The sequence below is a fragment of the Kitasatospora sp. NPDC056783 genome (assembly GCF_042789895.1).
Lineage (GTDB): Bacteria > Actinomycetota > Actinomycetes > Streptomycetales > Streptomycetaceae > Kitasatospora.
The window spans coordinates 1-7953 of record NZ_JBHUAF010000395.1 but is presented as its reverse complement, the minus strand read 5'-3'; the positions used below and the strand labels follow the sequence as shown (position 1 = coordinate 7953).

Annotated in this window: 6 protein-coding genes and 1 pseudogene; all 7 read right to left on the bottom strand. The window is 66.8% G+C overall.

Annotation, left to right across the window (positions count from 1 at the left end; all coding sequences use genetic code 11):
* Positions 1-488: ATP-binding cassette domain-containing protein (locus ACFRMQ_RS34730; protein WP_380734778.1), on the bottom strand; the 488-nt coding region annotated here is incomplete at its 3' end.
* The gene (locus ACFRMQ_RS34725; protein WP_380734777.1) at positions 481-1530 is read right to left on the bottom strand and encodes an ABC transporter ATP-binding protein; all 1050 of its coding nucleotides are present in this window, start codon (positions 1528-1530) and stop codon (positions 481-483) included. The genes ACFRMQ_RS34725 and ACFRMQ_RS34730, both read right to left, overlap by 8 nt.
* A 19-nt stretch (positions 1531-1549) precedes the next feature.
* The gene (locus ACFRMQ_RS34720; protein WP_380734775.1) at positions 1550-2491 is read right to left on the bottom strand and encodes an ABC transporter permease; all 942 of its coding nucleotides are present in this window, start codon (positions 2489-2491) and stop codon (positions 1550-1552) included.
* Positions 2484-3410, bottom strand: a complete 927-nt coding sequence (locus tag ACFRMQ_RS34715; protein WP_380734773.1) for an ABC transporter permease — start codon at positions 3408-3410, stop codon at positions 2484-2486. The genes ACFRMQ_RS34720 and ACFRMQ_RS34715 overlap by 8 nt, the downstream gene beginning before the upstream one ends.
* A 140-nt stretch (positions 3411-3550) precedes the next feature.
* Positions 3551-5182: an ABC transporter substrate-binding protein gene (locus tag ACFRMQ_RS34710; RefSeq protein WP_380734772.1), complete on the bottom strand. Its 1632-nt coding sequence runs from the start codon at positions 5180-5182 to the stop codon at positions 3551-3553.
* A 432-nt stretch (positions 5183-5614) separates the two neighbouring features.
* A complete protein-coding gene (typA, locus tag ACFRMQ_RS34705) occupies positions 5615-7519 on the bottom strand; it encodes a translational GTPase TypA (RefSeq protein WP_380734771.1) in 1905 nt (634 codons plus the stop codon).
* A 334-nt stretch (positions 7520-7853) separates the two neighbouring features.
* Positions 7854-7953 (bottom strand): annotated as a pseudogene (locus ACFRMQ_RS34700) (IS481 family transposase); the annotation flags it as partial.

Sequence of the window (7953 nt, the reverse complement as noted above, 5' to 3'; positions counted from 1 at the left end):
CGCTGGCCGCCGGAGAACTGGTGCGGGTACCGGTTGATGTACTCCGGGTTCAGACCCACGACGTCCAGCAGGTCCTGGACGGCCTTGCGGCGGTCACCCTTGGGCGCCACCTCGGGGTGGATCTCGAACGGCTCGCCGATGATGTCGCCGACCGTCATGCGCGGGTTGAGCGAGGTGTAGGGGTCCTGGAACACCATCTGGATGTTGCGGCGGACGGCCTTGAGGGCCGACCCCTGCAGCGTGGAGATGTCCTCGCCCTTGAACAGCACCTGGCCGGAGGTGGCGCGCTCCAGGTTCATCAGCACCTTGGCCAGCGTGGACTTGCCACAGCCGGACTCGCCGACGATGCCGAGCGTCTCACCCTTCTCCAGCTCGAAGGAGATGCCGTCGACGGCCTTGACCGCGCCGACCTGCTTCTTGAAGAGGATGCCCTGGGTCAGCGGGTAGTGCTTGACCAGGTCCTTGACCTCCAGGATGTTCTCAGCCATGGAGGGTCTCCTTCCAGAGGTGGCACGCGCTGCGGCGGCCGGTGAGCTCCTTGCCGGCCTTGTCCGTCACGTGGTGCAGCGCCGGGATCTCCGTGCGGCACAGGTCGGTGGCGACATCGCAGCGGGGGTTGAACGCGCAGCCGGCCGGAACCTTCAGCAGGTTCGGGGGCAGGCCCTTGATCGCGTACAGCTCCTGGCCCTTCTGGTCCAGGCGCGGGATGGAGCGGAGCAGGCCCTTGGTGTACGGGTGCGCGGGGTTCGCGTACAGGTCGTGCACCGGGGCGGTCTCCACGATCCGGCCCGCGTACATCACGGCGATCTTGTCCGCGACGTCGGCGACCACGCCGAGGTCGTGGGTGATCAGGATCAGACCCATGTTGTACTCGGCCTGGAGCTCGGCGAGCAGGTCCATCACCTGGGCCTGGACGGTCACGTCCAGGGCGGTGGTGGGCTCGTCGGCGATGATCAGGTCGGGCTGGAGCGACAGCGCCATGGCGATCATGATGCGCTGGCGCATGCCGCCGGAGAACTGGTGCGGGTAGTCGTTCACCCGCTGCTTGGCGGCGGGGATGCGGACCCGGTCCATCAGCTCGATGGCCTTGTCCTTCGCCTCCTTCTTGGAGGCGCCCTGGTGCACCCGGAACATCTCGCCGAGCTGGTAGCCGACGCTGAGCACCGGGTTCAGCGCGGACAGCGCGTCCTGGAAGATCATCGCGATCTTCCGGCCGCGGATCTGCCGGCGCTGCTCGTTGGTCATCGTGAGCATGTCCTGGCCGCGGTACAGGATCTCGCCCTGCGTCACCTTGCCCGGGGGCATGTCCAGGATGCCCATGATGGTCTGCGCCGTCACGGACTTGCCGGAGCCGGACTCGCCGAGCACGGCGAGCGTCTCGCCGGCCGCGACGGAGTAGTTGACTCCGTTCACCGCCTTGGCGATGCCGTCCCGGGTGTGGAACTCCACGTGGAGGTCCTTGACCTCCAGGAGCGGGGTTCCGACTTCGAGACGATCGGGCTGCTGGTTGTTCTCGATCACGGTGGTCATCGGGTCGTCACCTCTTCTCTCAGCGGAGCTTCGGGTCGAGGGCGTCGCGCACCGCGTCGCCGAGCATGATGAAGGCCAGCACGGTGAGGCTCAGCATGCCGGCGGGGAAGAACAGGGCGAACGGCGCCGTACGGATCACCTTCTGGGCCGAGTTGATGTCGATGCCCCAGGAGATGGTCGGGTCCTGCAGACCGATGCCGAGGAAGCTCAGCGTCGCCTCGGTGGCGATGTAACCGCCGAGCGCGATGGTGGCGACGACGATCACCGGGGCGATCGCGTTCGGCAGGATGTGCTTGAACATGATCCGGCCGGTACCGGCGCCGAGCGCCTTGGCCGCCGTCACGAAGTCGGCCTGCTTGACCGTGATGACGGAGCCGCGCATGACACGGGTCATCTGGGTCCAGCCCAGGGCGACCAGCGCGAAGACCACGCTCCAGATCGTGCGCGAGGTGAAGGCGTTCAGGATCACCAGCGCGCCGAGCAGCAGCGGGATGCCGAAGAAGATGTCGGTGACGCGGGAGATGATCGTGTCGACCCAGCCGCCGAAGTAACCGGCGACCATGCCGGCGATGCCGCCGAGGATGGTCACGCCGAGGGTCACGCAGATGCCGACCACCACCGACGCGCGGGCGCCGTAGACGACGCGGGCGTAGATGCTGCGGCCCTGGAGGTCGTAGCCGAACCAGTCCGCCTGGAAGAGGTGGCTGTAGTTCGGCTTCGTCAGGTAGTGCTGGCGCAGGTCGCCGGCCCGGGGGTCCACCGAGGTGAACAGGCCCGGGGCGATGGCGATGACGACCAGCAGCACGATCAGCAGCGCGGAGATCACGAAGATCGGCTTGCGCCGCAGGTCGTTCCAGGCGTCGGAGCCGAGGCTGCGGGCCTTCTCGGACTTGGCGGCCGCCGCGACGGCGGCCTGGGCCGGGATCTCCTCGGCCGTCTTCTTCTCGGTCAGGTCAGGCATAACGGATCCTCGGGTCCAGGACCGCGTAAAGCAGGTCGACGATCAGGCCGGCGGCCAGGTACACGATCACCAGGAAGGCCACGAAGCCGGAGACCGTCGAGCCCTCCTTCAGGTTGATCGCGTGGTAGAGCGCGTTACCGACGCCCTTGACGTTGAAGATGCCCTCGGTGACGATCGCGCCGCCCATCAGGGCGCCGAGGTCGGTGCCGAGGAAGGTGATCACCGGGATCAGCGAGTTGCGCAGCAGGTGGGTGCCGATCACCTTGCGCCGCGGCAGGCCCTTGGCCACCGCGGTGCGGACGTAGTCGGCCTTGATGTTCTCGACTATGGAGGTACGGGTGAGGCGTGCCACGTACGCCAGCGACAGCGAGCCGAGCACGAAGGCCGGCAGCACCAGCTGGGTGATGTCGTTGGAGTCCTGGACGGTCGGCGTGACCCAGTGCAGGTCGTCCGCGAAGACCGTCTGGAAGATGAAGCCGAGCACCGGCACCGGGATCGAGATCAGCAGCAGGGTGATGATCAGGGCGCCCTTGTCGAACGCCTTGCCCCGGCGCAGACCGGCGAACAGGCCGATGCCGAGGCCGAGCACGATCTCGATGGCGAACGCGAACAGCGCCAGCCGGACAGTGACCGGCAGTGCCTCGGTGATCACGTCGAGCACCGGCCGCTTGGCCATGGTCTGTCCGAAGTCCCCGGTGAGCAGGCCCCCCATGTAGTCGAGGTACTGCTGGAACATCGGCTTGTCGAGACCGAACTGGTGCCTCAGGGCTGCGACCTGCGCCGGGTCCGGCGCCTTGTCGCCCCACATCGCTGCCACCGGGTCACCCGGCAGCGCGTGCACCATCACAAAGATGAGCAAGGTCGTTCCGAAGAAGACCGGGATCATCTGGAGCAGTCGCCTCGCGACAAAGCGCCCCATCGTGCCTCCATGTATGGCTCTGCCGGGCCCGTCAACCCGGCAAGAGATAAGTCGGCGTGCCAACGGCCGGTACCAGTCCTCGCCCTTGTGGGGATGGACGGGCACCGGCCGTTGTCACCGGGTCAGGCGGTGCCGACCGATTACTTCTTGACCTCGACGTCGGTGAAGACCGGGTCGCCGAAGGAGTCGAACTTCACGTTCTGGACCTTGTTGGAGTAGCCGGAGGTGGTCTTGTAGTACCAGAGCGGGATGGCCGGCATGTCCTTGGCCAGCTGGGCCTCGGCCTGCTGGTACAGGTCGGCGGTCTTCTCCACCGAGGTGGCGGCGTCCGCCTCCTTCGACAGCTTGTCGAACTCCGGGCTGGAGTAGTGGGCGTCGTTGGAGGACGCACCCGTGGCGTAGATGTCACGCAGGAAGTTGGCGTTCAGCGGGTAGTCCTGCTGCCAGCCGGTACGCATCATGCTCGGGACCTGCTGCTTGGTGACGAGGTCACGGACGGTCTTGAAGTCCGGCTTCGGGTCACCGAGGCACTCGACGTTGGTCGCCTGCTTGATCGAGTTGCAGACCGCGTCCACCCACTCCTTGTGGCTGCCGTCGGAGTTGTACAGGATGGTGATCTTGCCGCCCGGGACGCCGCCGCCCTCGGCGATCAGCTGCTTGGCCTTCTCCGGGTTGTACTTGCAGGCGTCGCCGCAGGTGCCGGCCTTGTAGCCCATGACACCGGGCGCGACCCACGAGTCGGCGGGGATGCGGTTGCCGTTGAGCACGGTCTTGGTGATGGTGTCACGGTCGATCGCCATCGAGAGGCCCTGGCGGACCTTCTCCTTGCCCGGGGCGTTCCAGTCGCCCTGGTACAGCGCGAAGCTGATGTTCTGGATGCCACCCAGCGGCTGGTCGACCGCGCGCTTGCCCAGGTCGTCCTTGTACTTCGGCAGGTCGGTCGAGTCGACCTGGTCCAGGACGTCCACGGTGTCGGACATCAGGTCCTTGTACGCGGCCTCACCGGTCGCGTAGTTGCGGAAGACGATGCCGCCGTTCTTCGGCTTGTCGATGCCCGTGTACTTGTCGTAGGCCTTCACGGTGATGGCCTTGTTGTGCTCCCACGACACGAACTGGTACGGGCCGTTGCCGACCGGCTTCTGGCCGTAGCCGGCCGGGTCGGAGAAGAAGCCGTCGGGCAGCGGCGAGAAGGCCGCGTAGCCGAGCTTGTACTGGAAGTACGAGACGGGGCTGGTCAGTTCGATGGTGAAGTGGGTGTCGTCGACGACCTTCAGACCGGACATCTCGGTGGCGGTCGGGTCGCCCTTCTCCGGGTGGACGGCGTCGTAGCCGACGATGTCGGAGAACCAGGACGAGTTGATCTGGTTGTTCTTGACGTTGGCCGACCAGTTCCAGGCCTTCACGAAGGACGCGGCGGTGACCGGGGTGCCGTCGTGGAAGGTCCAGCCGGACTTCAGCGTGACGGTGTAGTTCTTGGCGTCGGTGGTCTCGATCTTGTCGGCCACCTGGTTGCGCAGCGCACCGGTCGCGGGGTCGTAGTCGACGAGCCCCTTGAACAGGTTCTTGATGACACGGCCGCCGATGGTCTCGTTGGCGTTGGCCGGCTGGAGCGGGTTCTGCGGCTCACCGCTCTGGTAGCTGAAGGTGCCCGTGGCGTTCACTTCACCGTTGCCGGAGCTACCCCCGGAGGAGTTGCCACTGCTGCACGCAGTCGCGGCGAGGGCGACAGCAACAGCTGCGACAACCCACTTGGCCTGGCTCGCACCGCGCATCGGTGTGCCTCCTGAATTCGACGTTGCAACGAGGAGGGCACTGCGGATCGGTTTGTCACCGGGGCCGCCGTGCCGTCCGCGCTCGTGGTTTCGGCGCGCACCCCTGCGCGTTCACCCTTGACCCGAGCCTGACTGCACCCACTATCCGTCACGCACGGACACGAAAGTGACCAGCGACGATCTCAATTAGGTCACATGAACAGTCGGTAAGTTTCGAAAACCGGACATTTGAGACATAGCCAGACAGGCACCAAACGGACAGTCGTCACGGATGACGAACTGTCGCGTCCGCTCAGCGGACACCCGGGTGTGATGAGCGCTATTCCGTTAATAGCGGCCCCGACAACTTGGAGTAGTTGAAAAAGTTCGCCCCCCTCTCCATGGGAAAGGGGGGCGAACCATTCCGGCCGATGGCCGTTCAGCGCGTCCGGATCACGCCTTCTTGGCGCGCGAAGCGGTGCGGCCGCGGTCCTTCTGGTCAAGGACGACCTTACGGATGCGAACCGTCTCCGGGGTCACCTCGATGCACTCGTCCTCGCGGCAGAACTCCAGCGACTGCTCCAGCGAGAGCTTGCGCGGCGGGACGATCGACTCGGCCACGTCAGCGTTCGAGGAACGCATGTTCGTGAGCTTCTTCTCCTTGGTGATGTTCACGTCCATGTCGTCGGAGCGCGAGTTCTCACCGACGATCATGCCCTCGTACACCTCGGTGCCCGGGTCGCAGAAGAGCACGCCGCGCTCCTGCAGGTTGGTCATCGCGAAGGCGGTGACCACGCCGGCCCGGTCCGCGACCAGCGAGCCGTTGTTGCGGGTGGTCAGGTTGCCGAACCACGGCTCGTGGCCCTCGTGGATCGAGTGCGCGATGCCGGTGCCGCGGGTGTTGGTGAGGAACTCGGTGCGGAAGCCGATCAGGCCGCGGGACGGAACGACGAACTCCATCCGGACCCAGCCCGAACCGTGGTTGGACATGTTGTCCATCCGGCCCTTGCGGATGCCCATGAGCTGGGTGACGGCACCCATGTGCTCCTCCGGCACGTCCACCGTGAGGCGCTCGACCGGCTCGTGGGTCTTGCCGTTGACCTCCTTGGTGACCACCTGCGGCTTGCCGACGGTCAGCTCGAAGCCCTCGCGGCGCATGGTCTCGATCAGGATGGCCAGCGCCAGCTCACCACGGCCCTGCACCTCCCAGGCGTCCGGGCGCTCGGTGTCCAGGACGCGCAGCGAGACGTTACCGATCAGCTCGCGGTCCAGGCGGTCCTTCACCTGGCGGGCGGTGACCTTGCGGTCCACCTTGGCGCCGGACTTGGCGTCCGCGCCCTTGCCGCTGCCGCCACGGCCGACCAGCGGCGAGGTGTTGGTGCCGATGGTCATCGAGATGGCCGGCTCGTCCACCGTGATCAGCGGCAGCGCGATCGGGTTCTCCGGGTCGGCCAGGGTCTCGCCGATCATGATGTCGGAGATGCCGGCGACGGCGCAGATGTCACCGGGGCCCGCCACCTCGGCCGGCTTGCGGGTGAGCGCCTCGGTCATCAGCAGCTCGGCGATGCGGACGTTCGAGATGCTGCCGTCGCGCTTGATCCAGGCCACGGTCTGGCCCTTGCGCAGCTCGCCCTGCTCGACGCGGAGCAGCGCGATGCGGCCGAGGAAGTTGTCGGCGTCCAGGTTGGTGACGTGGGCCTGGAGCGGGGCGTCCTCGTCGTAGCTCGGGGCCGGGACGTGCTCCAGCAGGGTGGAGAAGAACGGCTCCAGGTTGGTGCTGTCGGCCGGGACGGTGCCGTTCTCCGGCTTGGTCAGCGAGGCGACGCCGTCACGGGCGCAGGCGTAGACGATCGGGAACTCGATCTGGTCCTCGTCCGCGTCCAGGTCCAGGAACAGGTCGTAGGTCTCGTTGATGACCTCGTCGATCCGGGAGTCCGGACGGTCGGTCTTGTTGATGCAGAGGATGACGGGCAGGCGGGCCGACAGCGCCTTGCGGAGCACGAAGCGGGTCTGCGGCAGCGGGCCTTCGGAGGCGTCGACCAGCAGGACGACCGCGTCCACCATCGACAGACCGCGCTCGACCTCGCCACCGAAGTCGGCGTGGCCCGGGGTGTCGATGATGTTGATGGTGATCGGCGCGCCACCGTCCTTGGGGTGGTACTTGACCGCGGTGTTCTTCGCGAGAATGGTGATGCCCTTCTCGCGCTCCAGGTCGTTGGAGTCCATCATCCGGTCGTCGAGCTGCTGGTGGGCGGCGAAGGCGCCGGCCTGCTTCAGCATGGCGTCGACCAGCGTGGTCTTGCCGTGGTCGACGTGGGCGACGATGGCGACGTTACGGATGTCGTTGCGCGTGGGCATGCCTAGCGGATTCTCCCGGAATCGTGGGTTACGGCGCCCGGCTGCGTGACGCGCACTTGCGATCCGTTTCGATCGCCGCCGCCCGTTCCGCCTGCTACTACCGGTCCACCCGCCGGGCACATGGCCATGCCTCGGCTTCCTCCTATCGTACGGGGAAGCGCCGAGGTCGGCGGAAACGAGCAGGTCGGGCGGGATCAAGATCACAGGTGGGTCACACGCCCTTCACCCGGTGTCCGCCTCCCCGGCCCCGTCCGTTCGTGATCCGACGACGCCGCGTCCGACCGCCCCCGCCCGGTCCCCCGGACCCCGCCCGGCCGGTCCTGCCGGGCACGGTCTAGCTGTACTGACCCGTGAGGTTGGGGACGCGGCTGGCGGGTGGCTTGCCTGCGAGTGCGGTGTGTCCGCGGTGGTGATTGTAGGTGTGGAGCCACTCG

Coding starts and splice junctions, on each gene's coding strand:
- ACFRMQ_RS34710 (WP_380734772.1), bottom strand. CDS start 5,182: ATGCGCGGTGCGAGCCAGGCCAAGTGGGTTGTCGCAGCTGTTGCTGTC.
- ACFRMQ_RS34715 (WP_380734773.1), bottom strand. CDS start 3,410: ATGGGGCGCTTTGTCGCGAGGCGACTGCTCCAGATGATCCCGGTCTTC.
- ACFRMQ_RS34725 (WP_380734777.1), bottom strand. CDS start 1,530: ATGACCACCGTGATCGAGAACAACCAGCAGCCCGATCGTCTCGAAGTC.
- typA (WP_380734771.1), bottom strand. CDS start 7,519: ATGCCCACGCGCAACGACATCCGTAACGTCGCCATCGTCGCCCACGTC.
- ACFRMQ_RS34720 (WP_380734775.1), bottom strand. CDS start 2,491: ATGCCTGACCTGACCGAGAAGAAGACGGCCGAGGAGATCCCGGCCCAG.